At 52.2% G+C, this 15,744-nt stretch carries 17 protein-coding genes; all 17 read left to right on the top strand.

Features of this window, described 5'->3' with window-relative positions; genetic code table 11:
- The 17 genes from D3A97_RS05735 to D3A97_RS05655 all read left to right on the top strand — a co-directional run bounded on the left by D3A97_RS05735 (position 1) and on the right by D3A97_RS05655 (position 15,679).
- Entirely contained in the window at positions 1 to 453 is a 453-nt protein-coding gene (locus D3A97_RS05735; protein WP_119077436.1) for a GatB/YqeY domain-containing protein, read from the top strand.
- A gap of 12 nt (positions 454 to 465) precedes the next feature.
- On the top strand, positions 466 to 1,005 hold the full coding sequence (locus D3A97_RS05730) for a CvpA family protein (protein ID WP_119077435.1): 540 nt from the start codon (positions 466 to 468) through the stop codon (positions 1,003 to 1,005).
- Between the two features lie 71 nt (positions 1,006 to 1,076).
- Positions 1,077 to 1,862, top strand: a complete 786-nt coding sequence (locus D3A97_RS05725) for an alpha/beta fold hydrolase (RefSeq protein WP_119077434.1) — start codon at positions 1,077 to 1,079, stop codon at positions 1,860 to 1,862.
- 111 nt (positions 1,863 to 1,973) lie between these two features.
- The gene (locus tag D3A97_RS05720; protein ID WP_119077433.1) at positions 1,974 to 2,636 is read left to right on the top strand and encodes a CBS domain-containing protein; all 663 of its coding nucleotides are present in this window, start codon (positions 1,974 to 1,976) and stop codon (positions 2,634 to 2,636) included.
- A gap of 110 nt (positions 2,637 to 2,746) precedes the next feature.
- Positions 2,747 to 4,255 carry a POTRA domain-containing protein gene (locus D3A97_RS05715; protein ID WP_119077432.1) on the top strand — a complete coding sequence of 503 codons (1,509 nt, stop codon included), beginning with the start codon at positions 2,747 to 2,749 and terminating at the stop codon, positions 4,253 to 4,255.
- The gene (locus D3A97_RS05710; protein ID WP_119077431.1) at positions 4,256 to 5,146 is read left to right on the top strand and encodes an NAD kinase; all 891 of its coding nucleotides are present in this window, start codon (positions 4,256 to 4,258) and stop codon (positions 5,144 to 5,146) included.
- 238 nt (positions 5,147 to 5,384) lie between these two features.
- On the top strand, positions 5,385 to 6,227 hold the full coding sequence (porG, locus tag D3A97_RS05705; protein WP_232825858.1) for a type IX secretion system protein PorG: 843 nt from the start codon (positions 5,385 to 5,387) through the stop codon (positions 6,225 to 6,227).
- Positions 6,228 to 6,369: 142 nt separating this feature from the next.
- Complete coding sequence (gene uppS, locus D3A97_RS05700) at positions 6,370 to 7,131, top strand: undecaprenyl pyrophosphate synthase (protein WP_119077429.1); 762 nt, start codon at positions 6,370 to 6,372, stop codon at positions 7,129 to 7,131.
- Complete coding sequence (locus D3A97_RS05695; protein ID WP_119077428.1) at positions 7,112 to 9,856, top strand: BamA/OMP85 family outer membrane protein; 2,745 nt, start codon at positions 7,112 to 7,114, stop codon at positions 9,854 to 9,856. Before uppS ends, D3A97_RS05695 begins: the two co-directional genes overlap by 20 nt.
- A 67-nt stretch (positions 9,857 to 9,923) precedes the next feature.
- On the top strand, positions 9,924 to 10,439 hold the full coding sequence (locus D3A97_RS05690) for an OmpH/Skp family outer membrane protein (RefSeq protein WP_119078449.1): 516 nt from the start codon (positions 9,924 to 9,926) through the stop codon (positions 10,437 to 10,439).
- Positions 10,440 to 10,500: 61 nt separating this feature from the next.
- Positions 10,501 to 11,043 (top strand): OmpH/Skp family outer membrane protein, encoded by a 543-nt coding sequence (locus tag D3A97_RS05685; protein ID WP_119077427.1) that lies wholly within the window; start codon positions 10,501 to 10,503, stop codon positions 11,041 to 11,043.
- Positions 11,044 to 11,420: 377 nt separating this feature from the next.
- Positions 11,421 to 11,576, top strand: coding sequence for a 50S ribosomal protein L34 (gene rpmH / locus D3A97_RS05680; protein WP_012788729.1), 156 nt, complete (start codon positions 11,421 to 11,423; stop codon positions 11,574 to 11,576).
- A gap of 10 nt (positions 11,577 to 11,586) precedes the next feature.
- Entirely contained in the window at positions 11,587 to 12,009 is a 423-nt protein-coding gene (locus tag D3A97_RS05675) for a ribonuclease P protein component (RefSeq protein WP_317126378.1), read from the top strand.
- Positions 12,009 to 12,239: a membrane protein insertion efficiency factor YidD gene (gene yidD / locus D3A97_RS05670; protein WP_119077425.1), complete on the top strand. Its 231-nt coding sequence runs from the start codon at positions 12,009 to 12,011 to the stop codon at positions 12,237 to 12,239. The genes D3A97_RS05675 and yidD overlap by 1 nt, the downstream gene beginning before the upstream one ends.
- A 32-nt stretch (positions 12,240 to 12,271) precedes the next feature.
- Positions 12,272 to 13,930 (top strand): S41 family peptidase, encoded by a 1,659-nt coding sequence (locus D3A97_RS05665; protein ID WP_119077424.1) that lies wholly within the window; start codon positions 12,272 to 12,274, stop codon positions 13,928 to 13,930.
- A 104-nt stretch (positions 13,931 to 14,034) separates the two neighbouring features.
- A complete protein-coding gene (locus D3A97_RS05660) occupies positions 14,035 to 14,832 on the top strand; it encodes an endonuclease/exonuclease/phosphatase family protein (RefSeq protein ID WP_119078448.1) in 798 nt (265 codons plus the stop codon).
- A gap of 70 nt (positions 14,833 to 14,902) precedes the next feature.
- A complete protein-coding gene (locus D3A97_RS05655) occupies positions 14,903 to 15,679 on the top strand; it encodes a 3-keto-disaccharide hydrolase (RefSeq protein WP_119078447.1) in 777 nt (258 codons plus the stop codon).
- Positions 15,680 to 15,744: the final 65 nt, after the last annotated feature.

The raw sequence follows: 15,744 nt of genomic DNA, 5'->3' as shown, positions 1-15,744 counted from the left end.
ATGTCATTAGAACAAAACATCAACGGCGCTATCAAAACCGCCATGCTGGCCAAGGCGGAAGCTGAACTGCGCGCTCTTCGCGCCATCAAGGCCGCCGTGTTGCTGGCCAAAACCGCAGAAGGCAGCACTGGTGAACTTTCTGAGGCAGAAGAGCTGAAACTGCTGCAAAAGCTGGCCAAACAGCGGAAAGATTCCCTGGAAATTTTCCGGCAGCAAAACCGGCCTGACCTGGCGCAGAAGGAAGAAGAAGAACTGGTGGTGATTGAGCGTTACCTGCCCCGGCAGATGGACGAGGCTACCCTGCGCAGCGAGCTGACCGCCATTGTAGCCGCCGTTGGCGCCACCTCTCCCGCGGATATGGGCAAGGTAATGGGCGCTGCTACCAAACAACTGGCCGGCAAGGCGGACGGTAAAATGATTGCCGCGCTGGTAAAAGAATTATTGACCAAATAACCTCCCGCGGCCTTGGCCATAGACGTTATTTTTGCCGTTATCATGGCCTTTGCCGTGTACCGGGGCTTCACACGCGGCCTCATTGTGGCCGTATTCTCCCTGGTGGCCTTTGTATTGGGCCTGGCCGCCGCGTTAAAGTTATCTGCCGTGCTGGCCGCATACCTGGCCCAGTCCGGCATGCAGGGCCGCTGGTGGCCTGTGATCTGTTTTATCGTAATTTTTCTGGCGGTAGTGATACTGGTGCGCCTCGGCGCCGCCGCACTGGAAAAAGTGGTGCAATGGTCCATGCTGGGCTGGGTAAACCGCCTGGGCGGCATATTGCTGTATGCCGCCGTGTTCCTGGTGGGCTACAGCGTACTGCTGTGGCTGGCCAACCAGCTCTACTGGCTCAGCCCCGAAGTGAAGCTCCAGTCTGTTACCTACCCCTACATTGAACACCTCGGGCCTAAAGTAATGGAGCAAATGGGCCGTATTTTACCGGTTTTCAGGGATGTTTTTGCTGAACTAGAAGCATTCTTCGAAAGAGCGGCCCGTGAAATGCCTGTACAGTAGGGCCGTCTTAGAAATTATTTGAATTAAGAAAAAGAATTATTTTAGCGCAAAATTGACTTCAAGCATAGGTAATGAATTACGAAATCAAAACACAGGGCAAGTTCAAATTTGTAGAAGAAGGAGAAGGAGAACCGGTGATCCTGCTGCACGGACTTTTCGGTGCCCTCAGTAATTTCAGCGGCCTCCTGGAGTACTTCAAACAATACAATAAGGTAGTGATCCCTATGTTGCCCCTGTTTGACCTGAATATCCTGGAAACCTCCGTAGGCGGCCTTGCCAAATACGTGCATAAATTTATTGAAACCCGCGGCTATACCAATTTTCACCTCATGGGCAACTCCCTCGGCGGTCATGTGGCACTGGTGTACATTCTCAAACATCCGGAAGATGTAAAATCCCTGATACTCACCGGCAGTTCCGGCCTTTTCGAGAACGGCATGGGAGAAACCTATCCCAAACGGGGAGATTACGAGTATATCCGCAAAAAGACCGAGCTCACTTTCTATGATCCCGCCATGGCCACCAAAGAACTGGTAGACGAGGTGTTCGAGATCACCAGCAACCGCCTGAAAGTGATCAAGATCATCACCCTGGCCAAATCCGCCATCCGCCACAACCTCGGAGACGAGCTGAAAACCATACAAGCACCCACCCTGCTCATCTGGGGCAATAACGATACGGTTACGCCGCCCATGGTGGGTGAAGAGTTCCATAAACTGATCCCTAACTCGGAACTGCACTTTATTGACAAATGCGGCCACGCCCCCATGATGGAAGTGCCGGACGAATTTAACGTGATCATGCACGATTACCTGAAAAGGCTCAACAGCGGCGCCATCAAGCCGAAGGCCGTTTAACCGCTCATCCATACTGCATTGCCACTGCTCCGCGATTCTGTAATTTTTACAGGGTAGTTTCACGGTATTGGAATATTCTTTGTTATTATTGTAGCAGAAACACGATCTATTATGTTGGCACAGGAACTTATTTCTACCGTAGTGCCGGTTTTGCATCCCATGGATACCGGCGCAAAAGCATTACGATTGATGAATGAATTTCATCTGACGCAATTGCCTATGGTAGTAGATAACAAGTACCTGGGGCTGGTGGAGGAAGACCGTGTGATGGATTGGGAAGACCCTGACATGCTGCTGGGAACACTGAACGGCAACACCTTCAAGCCCGCCGTTACGGAAGGGGCCCACTTTTATGAAGCCCTCAAACTGTTTTATGACCAGAAATTGTCTGCCCTGCCGGTGGTGAACCGGGAGAACGACTACCTGGGCATGATCACGAAAGACAACCTGCTGGCCATACTGGCGCAATATAACGGTGTGAAGGAACCCGGTGGCCTGCTGGTGCTGGAAGTGGAACCGAGAGACTATAGCCTCAGCGAAATAGCCCGCATCGCCGAAAGTAACGAAGTGACCATTCTCAGTGTCAATACTATTACCAACCCCAATACCGCCCGCCTCGAAGTGCTGCTCAAAACCAACCGGCAGGAATTGCAGGGCCTTGTAGCCACCTTTGAGCGCTTTAACTACACCATCAAGTACATGTTCAGCGAAGAGCTGGAAGAGGACCTGCTGAAGAAGAACTATGACCTGCTGATGAACTACATCAGTATGTAGTTGTTCTAAAAGCCTTATTTTTAAGCAGAACCTACAATCCTGCATGCAACTGTTTCAATTACAAAAAGGGAAATGCCAGGCATTCATCATCTTTTTTACATAACGCGGATATGAATGCGGCCAATCATTTAAAAATACGAAAAGATAGTGCCCGGAGGCTGTTTTACGGCCTTGCCTGCTCCGTGTTGCTGGCCGCGCTTGCCGTGGCGCTCCCCGTGGCCGCGCAGGTGCAGGATAGCGCCGCCGCCCCGCCGGATACCGCCACCACCCCCCGCCCGCTGGCCGTGGTGCAGGATTCCGGGTATGTGATTGTGCGGAATATACTGGTATCTGGCAATAAAAAAACGCGTACTTCCATTATTATCAGAGAGTTGCATGTAAAGCGCGGCGATACCGTGTACCTCCGTACCCTGGCGGAAACCCTGGAAGCCAACCGTAAACAGCTTCTGAATACCTCCCTTTTCCTGAATACCACCGCCAACGTAAAAAACTGGGATGGCAACCAGGCGGACTTTGTATTCGAAGTATGGGAAAGATGGTACCTCTTCGCTTTTCCTATTTTCAAGCTGGCAGACCGCAATTTTAACCAGTGGTGGGTAGAGCAGAAACGCAGCCTCAACCGTGTGAACGTTGGCATAAAGGCATTCCAGGATAACCTCACCGGCCGTGCGGACGATGTGTATGCGGACGTAACGGTAGGTTACACCCAGAAGTTCCTGCTGGGCTACAACCTGCCCTATATAGACCGCCAGCTCCGGCAGGGGCTGGGTTTTGTGGTGTCCTACAGCCGCAACAGGGAGATCAATTACATTTCCGATCTCAATAAACAGCAGTTTTTCCGGCAAGACGATTTCTTGCGCCGCCAGTTTGCGCTGGGCGTCAACTACACCTACCGCAAGGCCATCTCTACCCGCCACCAGGTAGGGCTTAATTATTACTTTGAGGCGGTAGACGATTCTGTGGCCATCAAAAACCCTGATTACCTGGGCAACGGCCGTACCAGTATGGGCTACCTGGAGCTGGCCTACAAACTGCACTACATCCAGGCAGACAGCTGGCAATACCCCCTGGTAGGCCAGAGCTTTTATGCGGAGGTGGCACGCGCCGGTTTCGGGCAGCTGAACGGGCTGGAATACTTCAAATTCAGGGTGAAAGGCGCCAAATACTGGGAGCTGGCGCGCAAAACCTACGGCGCCCTGAGCCTGATGGGGCAGGCCAAGCTCTCCGATAAGCAGCCCTACATAGGCATGCGCGCCATGGGGTATACGGACGATTACCTGCGGGGCCTGGAATATTATGTGATAGACGCCACCAGCTATTTCATTTTCAAATCCACCCTGCGCCGTGAGCTGCTGAACTTCAAGGTACACCTGCCCATAGTACCCAAAAAATTCAGCAACCTGCCCATCCGCGTATTGGCAAAAGCCTATGGGGATATGGGATATGGTTATGCCCGCCAGGGCCTGGTGCTGAACGGCAAGCTCAACAACCGCATGCTTTACACGGCCGGAGTGGGGCTGGACGTGGTTTCGTTCTACGACGCCTGCATCCGCGTTGAATATAGCATCAACCAATTGGGAGAAAAAGGCCTATTTTTACACGCTAAACTGGATATGTAAATGCACGTTGCCCTTTATAGTCGCGGTTTTGTCAAGGAAGACCTGGAAGATATACGATTGTTGCTGGATGAGCTGAACCGCCAGGAGATCACCCCCGTAGTGTACGAGCCTTTTTTCAAGGAATTGCGGCCCCACGTGCAGTTTCCCGCAGATGCGGATACTTTCTCCAAAGCGGCGGACCTGGACGGGCGCATAGAGTTCCTGATCAGCCTCGGAGGAGACGGCACCCTGCTGGACACGGTGAGTTTTATACGGGACAAGAACATTCCCGTAATGGGCGTCAACTTTGGCCGGCTGGGCTTTCTGGCCAGCATAGGGCGCGAAGAGATCCACGAAGTTGTGGGCTCCCTGGTAAGCCGCAGCTATGTGGCAGACCGCCGTACCCTCATTCACCTGGATGCCAGCTCCCCCCTGTTTGGCGAAGTGCCCTATGCCCTCAATGAGTTTACCATCCATAAAAAAGACACCTCGGCCATGGTAAAGATCCATACCTACCTGAACGGGGAGTTCCTCAACACCTATTGGGCAGACGGGCTGATTGTGGCCACCCCCACCGGCTCCACCGGTTACTCCCTGAGTTGCGGCGGGCCTATTGTGTTCCCGGAGGCCGGCAGCTTTGTGATCACCCCCGTAGCCCCCCATAACCTGAACGTAAGGCCCATTGTGGTGCCGGATGATCATGTCATTTCCTTTGAGGTGGAAGGCCGCAGCGACCAGTTCATCTGTACGCTGGATTCGCGTATGGAAGTGATCGATAACCGGGTGCAGCTGGCCGTAAAAAAGGAAGATTTTGGCATTAACCTCCTGAGGCTCAATGAGGGCAACTTCCTGCATACCCTGCGCAACAAGCTGCTTTGGGGTATAGATACCCGTAATGCAGGTAGAAAATAAGTTATACGAAGCCGGGCCCCCCAAGCGTTTATGCACGGGGCAAACACCCCTACGAGGCTCCCGTCTGTCCTTGAAAAAGCCAGATAGTGGCGGGTAAAACCGCTTCCGGGAAATGTTTCTATGACTGGGAATGTGAATGCGCGGTGGCATCAGGCCATTGAAAAAGTCCGGGGCCCACAGATGAAAATGGCTTATTTTACGTTTTTACTGGTACTTTATGCTGCAATCGCGTATTTATTTGAAGGTTTTGCTAACGGCCGCCCTCGGGCTGGCGTTGCTGCCGTTTAACAAGGCCTTGGCCCAGAACGAGGAGAGCTACGTGGGAGAACTGGGTTTTACGGCCGGCGGCGCGCATTATTTTGGCGACCTGAACACCCATACCGGCCTGCAGGCCATCAAGCCCGCTGTGGGCATTTACTACCGCAAGTATTTCAATGGTTACGTGGGGGCCAGGGCCCATTTCCGCTTCATGCAGCTGGGGTATTCAGATGTCTACAATACCAACAGCTTCCAGCGGCGGCGCAATCTGAGCTTCAATACAGACCTGTATGAGCTGGCCGTACAGGGGGATTTTAACTTTTTCCGCTTTGAGCCCGGCAGCGACAACTACCGGTTTTCTCCCTACCTCACCCTGGGCGCCTCTTTTTTCCATTTTAACCCCTATGCGTATTACCAGAACAACAAATACTTTCTGCAGCCCCTGCATACGGAAGGGCAGGGCACCAGCCGCTTCCCGGACCGCAAGCCCTACCAGCTGTACTCCTACGCCTGGCTCATAGGGGGCGGCTTCAAATACAGCCTGAACCGGCGGCTGAATATAGGGGTGGAATGCCTGTTCCGCTTCACCCAAACGGATTACCTGGACGATGTGAGCACCACTTACGCCGGGATGGACGCCTTTGCCGCCAAGCCGGACGGGAGCAACACCATAGCCGCCATTCTGCAGGACCGTTCGGCGGTTACAGGCCCGCCCATAGGGGAAATGGGCCGCCAAAGGGGCAATAGCCGGGATAAAGACCAGTTTGCCACCATAGAGGTCACCCTGGGCATCCTTTTCACCTCCTACCGCTGTAAGTTCTAAGGCCCAAAATGCGCCCCCAGCCGCTATTCCCGTTAAAACTACGTTAAAACCACCCCGCCCCCTTTGCAGGAAAGGGCATAAAGTTATTTTTGTATCTTTGCACACTTTTAGTAAATCTGTTTTTAACACGCCTGAAATAGTCATGAGTTTGAAGGATCAATTAGACCTGCAACGACTGCCTCGACATATTGCCATCATTATGGACGGCAATGGCCGCTGGGCCAAGGAGCGGGGTCAGGACCGGCTCTACGGGCACCATCAGGGAGTGGAAAGTGTGCGCGATATAGTGGAAGGCTGTGCCGAGCTGGGCATAGAGTACCTTACGCTGTACGCATTTTCTACAGAAAACTGGGACCGTCCGGTGTATGAAGTGAATGGTATCATGGAGCTGCTGGTAACCACCATCCGCAAGGAGGTGGATACCCTGAACAAGAACAACATACGCCTGCACGTGATCGGAGATATGACCATGCTGCCGGCTCACTGCCAACGTGAGCTGCAGGAAGCTATGGATATTACGGCGCCAAACAAGGGGCTTAACCTTGTTATGGCACTGAGCTACAGCGCCCGCTGGGAAATAGTGCAGGCCGCCCGCAGCGTTGCAAGGGACGCGCAGGCCGGCAAGCTTAACCCGGAGGAGCTGACGCCGGAACTATGGGAAAAATACCTATGCACCGCCAAACTGCCGGACCCCGAGCTGATGATCCGGACCAGCGGCGAACACCGTATAAGTAACTTCTTATTGTACCAGCTGGCCTATGCGGAACTTTATTTTACCAGTACACGCTGGCCCGATTTCCGCAAGGAGAATCTTTACGAAGCCATCTTAAATTATCAAACCAGAGAACGTCGATTCGGCAAAACAAGCGAACAAATACAGCAGAATGAAGAAATCGTTTCCTAAAAGCCTCCTGGCCGTAGTTTTATGTTGCAGCGCGGGTATAACTGCGCGTGCCCAACAAAGGGATACTGTTCCCCCACCGGCAGAAAGACCGGCGGACATCAGCCCTTTTTCCCTGGGTAACCCGCAGCAATTCGACATTGCCGACATTGCCGTAACCGGTACAGAGTTTCTCGATAAATCATTACTGCTTTCCCTCTCCGGCCTTGCTGTTGGCGACAAGGTGGTGATGCCCGGAGACCACTTTGCCAAAGCCATACAGGCACTGTGGGGGCAACGCCTGTTCTCGAACATCGCTATCTACATCACCAAAATAGAAGGCAACAAAGTATGGCTGGAAATCAACCTGGTAGAGAAGCCGCGGATGTCTTCCTTTGTATTCAGGGGCGTTAAAAAATCCGAATCGGACGAACTGGTTACCAAGGCCGCCCTGCGCAAGGGGAGCGTGGTAACGGAAGCACTCCAGCAAAATACCCTGGCCGTAGTACGCAAGTATTACGCGGAAAAAGGTTTTCGCAATGTGACCGTTCGCATGGAAGAAAGAAAAGACCCCCCGCCGGCCATTAATTCGGCATCTGTGATCTTCTGGGTAACCAAGGGGAACAAGGTAAAGGTGAACGATATCAATATTGTAGGTAACGAAAACCTGGCAGACAATGCGCTGAAGAAGAAAATGAAGGGCACCAAGGAACTGACCCGCATCACCCTTTACCCTGAAATGGCTGACGCCTGGACGGACAGCATGGCCACTTCAGACAGCTACTGGAAAGACATGGGTTTCCTTTCCGCCACCCGTACCCTTCAAAAACTGGACCCCTACTTCCGCTTCCACCTTTTTTCTTCTGCCAAGTTTAACGACGTCAAATACACTGAAGACAAGGAAAAACTCATTGCTTTTTACAACTCCAAAGGCTTCCGCGACGCACAGATCGTGAACGACACCACCTACAGCTCCGCCAAAGGGAACCTGAACGTGGAAATGCAGATAGAAGAAGGCAAGAAATATTATTTCGGCAACATTACCTGGCGGGGTAATACCGTGTACAGCGATACCGTGCTTTCCCGCGGCCTCGGCATTAAAAAGGGCGATGTATATAACCTGGAGCTGCTGGGCAAACGCCTTGGCAACCCTCCCGGTCCCGAAGGTGGGGACATTGGCAGCCTCTACATGGATGACGGTTACCTCTTCTTCCAGGTAGACCCCGTGGAAATTGGTATCCGCGGAGATACTATTGACTACGAGATCCGCATACAGGAAGGCCCGCAGGCCACCATCAAAGATATACGCATTGCCGGTAACGAAAAGACCAATGAGCACGTGATCCGCCGCGAGCTGCGCACCCTGCCCGGTGAAAAATTCAGCCGGCAGAACCTGATGCGCTCCCAGCGTGAAATTTCTCAGCTCGGTTTCTTCAACCCGGAAACCATTGGCATCAATCCAGTGCCCGATGTGCAGAACGGTACCGTGGATATTGACTACAAAGTGGAAGAAAGGGCCAATGACCAGCTGGAGCTGTCCGCGGGCTGGGGCGGCTACATCGGCCTCACCGGTACGCTCGGCGTAACCTTCAACAACTTCTCCCTGCGCAATATTTTCAGGAAAGAGACCTGGGACCCGTTGCCCAGCGGCGATGGCCAGAAACTGAGCGTAAGGATATCTTCCAACGGTAAAGCATACCGCTCCTATAACTTCTCTTTCACCGAACCCTGGCTGGGTGGCAAAAAACGGAACCCCTTCTCCGTGAGCTTCTACAGCAGCCACCAGAGCCCGTTTGCCATGGCCAAATATTATGGCCAGACGGTAGAGAACGAAAACGCATACCTGAAGGTTATGGGTGGCTCCATTTCACTGGGCAAGCAGCTGCGCTGGCCTGACGACTGGTTCTCCCTGCAATACTCCATTCAGTACCAGCGTTATAAACTGTGGGACTATAACTACTTTGGCATGCCCGGCTTCGAAACCGGCACGTCCAACAACCTGAGCTTCCGCCTTACGCTGGCGCGCTCTTCCGTTGACCAGCAGATCTTCCCGCGCAGCGGCTCCAGCTTTATGCTGTATGGCCAGTTCACACCGCCGTACTCCATGTTCAACCCGGAGAAGGACTACAAGGCCGAACCTATTGCGGAACAGTTCAAGTTCATTGAATACCAGAAATACCGTATGAGCGCTGAATGGTACGTGCCTCTCAGCCGCCCCCGCGGTACAGACAATAAATCGCTGGTACTGAAAGTGGCCGCCAAATTCGGTTACCTGGGCCGGTACAACAACCGCACCACGCTTTCTCCCTTCGGGCGCTTTGAGCTGGGCGGCGATGGTCTGAGCAACTTTGCGGTATATGACAGGGACATTATTTCCCAACGCGGATACCCGGTATATTATACCTCCAACCCGAAGCTGAACCCGGAAAACGGGGGCATACCGGCAGGGTACTCCGGTTTCACCATGTTTAACAAATATGTGATGGAACTGCGCTATCCCTTCAGCCTCAACCCGAGCTCCACCATTTTCGGCCTCATATTCATGGAAGCGGCCAACGGTTACCGCGACTTCAAAGAATATGACCCGTTCCGCCTGCGGCGCTCTGTGGGCGTGGGTGCGCGCTTCTACCTGCCCATGTTCGGCCTGCTTGGTTTTGACTATGGCATAGGATTGGATAGGTTAAGGCCGGGCGCAGGAATGAAGGATGCCGCCAAGTTTACCTTCATGCTGGGCTTTGAACCGGAATAAAATATTTATTATATATTGCGAAACCCCCGGAAACGGGATGCAGTATAACCTAACAAACCTTATTCACATGAAAAGATTTTTGATCACAGCGGCTTTGGTAATTGGCTCCGTAATGGGGGCGCTGGCACAGAAGTATTGTGTGATAGATACCAAATACATTCTTGAAAGCATTCCCGATTACAAGGATGCGCAAAAGAAGCTGGATGCTATTGCTGAACAGTGGCAGAAAGAGATCGACGCCAAGTTCCAGGAAGTAGACAGGATGTACAAATCCTATCAGGCGGAACAGGTCATGCTGACAGACGAGCTGAAACGGAAAAGGGAAGACGAGATCATTGCGCGGGAAAAAGACGCCAAAGACCTGCAGAAGAGCCGCTTCGGGTATGAGGGAGACCTGTTCAAGAAGAGGGAAGAGCTGGTGAAGCCCATCCAGGACAAGATCTACAATGCTGTACAAAAGCTGGCGGCTGCGCGTATGTATGATTTTGTGCTGGACAAGTCAGGCGGCATCACCGTTATTTTTTCAGACCCGAAACTGGACAAAAGCGAGGAAATACTGAAATCACTGGGCGTAAAAAAATAACCAGTCATTATTCTCTACCTATAACTTTTTTATTTTCTTTTAAACACTAGACAACATCATCATGAAGAAGTACGTAATTATTGCAATTGTTGCATTCACCGGCTTTTGCAGTGTGAAGGCCTCTGCACAGTCCAAAATCGCGCATATCAATACCCAGGCGCTGATAGAGGCTATGCCGGAAAGCAAAAAAGCTCAGACAGAAATTGAAACCTTTGCCGGAAATCTCGAAAAAGAAAGCAAAACACTCATTGACGAATATAACAGGAAAATGAAGGCTTTTGACGACGAGCTCGCCAAAACTCCTACCATGAGCGAAACCATGAAGGAAGTAAAAGCCAAAGAGATCCAGGAAGCACAACAACGCATTCAGCAGTTCCAGCAAGTGGCCCAGGAAAAGATCGGCCAGAAACAGAATGAACTGCTGCGGCCGGTATATGACAAAGCCCGCAAAGCTATTGAAGACGTGGCCAAAGAAAAAGGGTACAACTATGTGCTGGACAGCTCTCAGGGTGGCCTGCTGGTTTCACCTGCCGGAGATGATATTCTGGCTGCCGTGAAAACCAAGCTGGGCATTTCGGCTACCGCTGCCGCGCCTGCCAAATAAACGTAATAACGAATGGAGACCGGGAGGCTGTAAACATGGCCTCCCGGTTTTTATTTTAGGGAGGAACAGACCTGCTGATGGGGCCGTTCATGTACCCGGGCGCAGATTTCCCCGGAACAGGCAGGGATTGAAGCGGGGTGTTTATTTATAGGTATTTGATTATCAATACATTATTGTCTGCCTCCATTTTTTGTCTTTTTATTTCCGCCCCTGCTTTTCAATTTAAATATTTTACCCTACCTTTGCCTTCCGTTTTAAACGGGGCTGATCACAGTCTGCCTGAAACGGAAGGGTATCAAAGTTTAAGTGAAAAATTAAAAAAGGATGAAACCGGGCATGCGCGGTTCCGTCTGACAAAGCAAAACAAACATTAACAGATGAAACGTACTTTTCAACCGCATAACAGACGCAGAAAGAGCGTACACGGTTTCAGAAAGAGAATGGAAACTGCCAACGGCCGTAAAGTATTGGCATCCCGCCGGGCCAAAGGCAGAAAAAAACTGACTGTATCTGACGAGCGCAAGCTGAAATAATCCGTCATAAATTCATATTGCCATAAAAACTTATTCTTTTAACAAGGAAGAGAAGTTAAAAAGCAGGAAAATGATTGAAACGCTTTTTCGGGACGGAAAAGCGTTTTCTGTTTTCCCTTACCGGGTGATCTTTATGCCGGCCAGGCTCACCACGGAAAAGTACCCCGTTCAGGCCGGTTTCAGCGTGTCTTCCCGCCGCTTTCCCCGGGCGGTAGACCGCAACCGCATCAAACGCCTGGGCCGGGAATGTTACCGCCTGGAAAAACAGGTGCTGTACGATGCATTGCAGGCCAGATCCGCCCGGATGGCCGTTTTTTTTATCTATACAGACAAAAAAATACCCGATTTCCCCACGTTGCGCCATAAATTTTCGGTAATTTTAGAGAAGCTGGTAAAGGAAACAAACAAGTGGCCGGCGGATAGTGTGCAATAATGAAGAAAATACTGCAAATACTCGGCATCCCTTTCATCATACTCATCAAAATATACCAGTGGTGCCTGAGCCCCCTGCTCGGCTCCCGCTGCAGATATACGCCTACCTGCTCACAATACGGATTGGAAGCGTTCAAAAAGCATGGTATCTTTAAAGGCTTCTGGCTTACCACGAGGCGCATCCTCCGGTGTAATCCCTGGGGAGGCCACGGTTACGACCCGGTACCTTAACCGGGCTTCATTCATCTTTACAATTGTACAGCATGCGGATTTCAAAAAAGAAGATCATCCTGTTTTCACTGCTGGGCCTCTGCCTGGTGTTTGCAGCATTCCGCAACAGCGATAAATACTTCCTGATTGCCAAGAACCTCGATATTTTTGCCGCATTTTACCGGGAACTGAACACCTACTATGTAGAAGACCTGCCGCCCGAAAAACTCATGCACAAAGGCATAGAGGCCATGCTGGAAGAAACGGACCCCTATACGGACTTTGTGCCGGAAGAAGAGCTGGACGAGTTGCGTTTTATGGCCACCGGCAAATACGGTGGCGTAGGCACTTCCATTTACACGGAAGGAGAATGGACTACCATTACAGATGTATATGAAGGCAGCCCCATGGCCCGCGCAGGTGTAAAGGCGGGAGACGTTATTGTATCGCTGGACGGCAAGAGCGCCAAAAACATGGAACAGGAAGAAGTGAGCCGTTACCTCAAGGGCAACCCCGGCACCGTGCTCAACATCGTACTGCGCCATCCCATCACCCAGCAGGAAACGCCCTATAAAATAGTGCGGGAAGATATTAACGTGAAACCCGTGAGTTTTGCCGGCGTGGTGCGTAATAACATCGGCTATATCAAGATGACGCAATTCACGGAAGGCAGCGGCCAGGCTGTGCAGAACGCCTTTGAGCAGCTGAAGAAAGACCACCAGGGCCTGAAAGGCATTATCCTTGACCTGCGGGGCAACCCCGGCGGGCTGCTGGAAGAAGCTGTAACCCTCTCCAACATTTTTATAGACAAGAACAAGCTGATAGTATCCACCAAAGGCAAGGTGAAAAGCTGGGACCGTGAGTATAAGACCACGCAAACCGCGCTGGACCTGGCCATTCCCCTGGTGGTGCTCACCAGCCGCTCCTCCGCTTCCGCGGCTGAAATTGTGGCCGGCGCCGTGCAGGACCTTGACCGCGGCCTGGTAGTAGGCCAGCGCTCCTACGGCAAGGGCCTGGTGCAAACTACCCGCCCCCTGCCTTACAACGCCAAGCTGAAGGTGACCACAGCACGCTATTATACGCCCAGCGGCCGCTGCATCCAGGCTATAGATTATACTACCCGTAATGAAGAGGGAGAGGCAGACTACGTGCCGGATTCCCTGCGCCGCTCCTTTGTGACCGCCGGCGGCCGCCCCGTGAAAGATGGCGGCGGCATTGAGCCTGACGCCAAGGTAGACAACATGGTGCTGAGCCAGGTAGCCATCACCCTGCTGCGCAAACAGTATATTTTCGACTATGCCACTCAATACTACTACTCCCACCAGCAGGTGAAACCCGCTGCGGGCTTCAGCCTCTCGGAGACCGAGTTTGACGAGTTCGTGAAATTCCTGGACGGGCGGGACTACAGCTACAAGACCCGCAGCGAAGAGGCCCTGGAGAGCTTCCGCACCACGGCGGAAAGGGAAAAGTACTACAGCGGCCTTGCCAAAGAATTTGAGGCCCTCCAGCAGAAAATGAAACATGACAAAAAGCAGGACCTGCTCCGCAATAAGACCGAGATCAAACACCTGCTGGAAGAAGAGATCATGAACCGCTACTATCCGCAGCAGGGCCGCATTGAGAAAGGCCTCACCTGGGACCGTGATGTAGACCGGGCCGTGGCCCTCCTCAACAACCCCGCCCAATACCAGGAACTGCTGGGAAAAAAATAATTGCTCCTGTCCCGTTACATCTTTTATAATTTAACCGTGCATCCGTTGCACGGTTAAATTGTTTTTTGTTTTTTTATGGTTTCTATCCTCATTAATTGCTGACCATGCGAAACAGCTTACTCCTCTTGTTGTCTGTGCTACTGGCTGCCTGCGCCGGTTCCCGCCGCGTTGTGGTTGAAACGCCCGGTACCATTAACGTGCTGAGCTATAACATCCACCACGCCAATCCGCCGTCTGAAAAAGACAAAATAGACATACCCGCCATTGCCAAAGTGATCAGCAATACTGCGCCGGATATAGTGGCCCTGCAGGAAGTAGACGTGCATACAGACCGTTCCGGGAAAGACCTCCACCAGGCCGAAGCGCTGGCCAAACAGGCCGGCATGCATTCCTTTTTTGCCAAAGGCATTGACTATGGCGGTGGGGAATACGGCGTGGCCATTCTTTCCAGGTTCCCTATTGTGGAAACCAAACGCTACCCGCTCACCACCCTGCCTGGTACCAATGGTGAGCCTCGGGTACTGGCTACCGCGCTTCTGCAGTTGCCGGGCAACAAACGCATGCTGATGGCCTGCACCCATCTGGATGCGCAACGCAGTGACTCCAACCGGCAGGTACAGATCAGGGAAGTAACGGCCATTCTGCAAGAACAACCCTACCCGGTAGTGCTGGCGGGAGACCTGAATGCGGCCAACGGTACGCCGGTGATCAATGAGCTGGACAAGCACTTTACCCGCAGCTGCAACGATTGCGCCCCCACTATTCCCGTCATCAATCCCCGCAGGTGCATAGATTTCATTGCGTTCACACCGGGCAAATTTGACGTGGTGAAACATGAGGTGATCCAGGAAACCTATGCATCAGACCATCTGCCGGTAAATGCCGTTTTGCGTTTGCGGTAAATTATCTTTAAATTAACACCTTGCGCCTGCCAACGCGCAAATAACGGTTAACAAATAAATGACTGACAATATGAAAAAACTGATTCTCCCTGCATTCTGCGCTGTTGCCCTGGCAGCAGCTTCCTGCAATAATGCGGCTAAGGAAGAAAAGAAAGACTCCGTAACGGCCGGCAGCGAAAACATGGCCACTACCGAAGCGCCCGCCAACGTGCTCACAGACGCTGAAAAAGCAGAAGGATGGGCATTGCTCTTCAACGGCAGCAGCCTGGACGGCTGGCGTATTTACAAAGGCAAGGAATCCAACACCTGGGGTGTGCAGGATGGCCTGCTGCATTGCATAGGCAGCGCTACAGACAAGAGCGACATGCGCGGTGACCTCATCACCAACAACCAGTACGATAACTTTGAGCTGGTGGCAGACTGGAAAATTGCGCCCCAGGGCAACAGCGGCATCCTTTACCTGGTAACGGAAGAGTTTGAAGCACCCTACATGAGCGGCCCTGAATACCAGCTGATCGATGATGAGAACTTCCCTGAAAAGCTGGAAGACTGGCAGAAATCAGGCGCCAACTACGCCATGAACCCGCCTTCCAAACTGGCCGCCAAGCCCGTAGGCGAGTGGAACCATACCCGCATTGTGCTGAACAAAGGCAAGCTGGAGCACTGGCTGAACGGCGAAAAAGTGGTGGATACTGAAATGTGGACAGACGAGTGGCAGAAACACAAAACCACCGGCAAGTGGAAAGACTACAAGGGGTACGGCACGGCCAAAAAAGGCCACATCTGCCTGCAGGACCATGGTAGTGAAGTATGGTTCAAGAACGTGAAGATCAGGGAGCTGAAATAAGCGCCCCGCTTATAACGGAAAAAGGGTTGCGTCCATACGGGCGCAACCCTTTTTGCATGTAAGAA

This window comes from Chitinophaga alhagiae, from assembly GCF_003568665.1.
GTDB classification, from domain to species: domain Bacteria; phylum Bacteroidota; class Bacteroidia; order Chitinophagales; family Chitinophagaceae; genus Chitinophaga; species Chitinophaga alhagiae.
The sequence above is the reverse complement of the archived record's forward strand: the minus strand, read 5'-3'. Positions and strand labels throughout refer to the sequence as shown.

What these genes read in the sequence shown, in the direction of transcription:
- D3A97_RS05720 (WP_119077433.1), top strand. Translation starts at nt 1,974, where the DNA reads ATGTTGGCACAGGAACTTATTTCTACCGTAGTGCCGGTTTTGCATCCC.
- rpmH (WP_012788729.1), top strand. Translation starts at nt 11,421, where the DNA reads ATGAAACGTACTTTTCAACCGCATAACAGACGCAGAAAGAGCGTACAC.
- uppS (WP_119077429.1), top strand. Translation starts at nt 6,370, where the DNA reads ATGAGTTTGAAGGATCAATTAGACCTGCAACGACTGCCTCGACATATT.
- D3A97_RS05685 (WP_119077427.1), top strand. Translation starts at nt 10,501, where the DNA reads ATGAAGAAGTACGTAATTATTGCAATTGTTGCATTCACCGGCTTTTGC.
- yidD (WP_119077425.1), top strand. Translation starts at nt 12,009, where the DNA reads ATGAAGAAAATACTGCAAATACTCGGCATCCCTTTCATCATACTCATC.
- D3A97_RS05710 (WP_119077431.1), top strand. Translation starts at nt 4,256, where the DNA reads ATGCACGTTGCCCTTTATAGTCGCGGTTTTGTCAAGGAAGACCTGGAA.
- D3A97_RS05660 (WP_119078448.1), top strand. Translation starts at nt 14,035, where the DNA reads ATGCGAAACAGCTTACTCCTCTTGTTGTCTGTGCTACTGGCTGCCTGC.
- D3A97_RS05695 (WP_119077428.1), top strand. Translation starts at nt 7,112, where the DNA reads ATGAAGAAATCGTTTCCTAAAAGCCTCCTGGCCGTAGTTTTATGTTGC.
- D3A97_RS05690 (WP_119078449.1), top strand. Translation starts at nt 9,924, where the DNA reads ATGAAAAGATTTTTGATCACAGCGGCTTTGGTAATTGGCTCCGTAATG.
- D3A97_RS05715 (WP_119077432.1), top strand. Translation starts at nt 2,747, where the DNA reads ATGAATGCGGCCAATCATTTAAAAATACGAAAAGATAGTGCCCGGAGG.
- D3A97_RS05665 (WP_119077424.1), top strand. Translation starts at nt 12,272, where the DNA reads ATGCGGATTTCAAAAAAGAAGATCATCCTGTTTTCACTGCTGGGCCTC.
- D3A97_RS05655 (WP_119078447.1), top strand. Translation starts at nt 14,903, where the DNA reads ATGAAAAAACTGATTCTCCCTGCATTCTGCGCTGTTGCCCTGGCAGCA.
- D3A97_RS05725 (WP_119077434.1), top strand. Translation starts at nt 1,077, where the DNA reads ATGAATTACGAAATCAAAACACAGGGCAAGTTCAAATTTGTAGAAGAA.
- D3A97_RS05735 (WP_119077436.1), top strand. Translation starts at nt 1, where the DNA reads ATGTCATTAGAACAAAACATCAACGGCGCTATCAAAACCGCCATGCTG.